This window comes from Photorhabdus sp. RM71S (assembly GCF_042879355.1).
GTDB lineage: Bacteria > Pseudomonadota > Gammaproteobacteria > Enterobacterales > Enterobacteriaceae > Photorhabdus > Photorhabdus kayaii.
In genome coordinates, this window is the sequence record NZ_JBHFKV010000357.1 from 1 (window position 1) to 223 (window position 223).

General features: G+C 47.1%; 1 protein-coding gene. It reads right to left on the bottom strand.

Translation table 11 applies throughout. From position 1 onward, the window contains the following. Positions 1-222, bottom strand: a 222-nt coding sequence (locus tag ACGF5R_RS25205; protein WP_387693399.1) for a group II intron maturase-specific domain-containing protein, incomplete at its 3' end; no start/stop codon positions are given. Between the last annotated feature and the right edge of the window lies 1 nt (position 223).

Here is a 223-nt window from a genome sequence, read left to right on the forward strand (position 1 = left end):
TGAGGCTTGAGTTTTGTGTCTGCTCAGTGCCTTGAACTTTCGCCTGGCCCAGCGCACCAGCGCTTTGTTGAGTTGCCTGAAGACCTTATACAGTTCCGACCGGCAAAATTGTCCATAATAATTCAGCCAGCCATTGATTATGGGGTTTAGCCAGTTTGCCAGTTGTATCAGGTTCAGTTCTGTCCGCATTCGGATCTTCAACTTACGGATTTTGAATCTCATG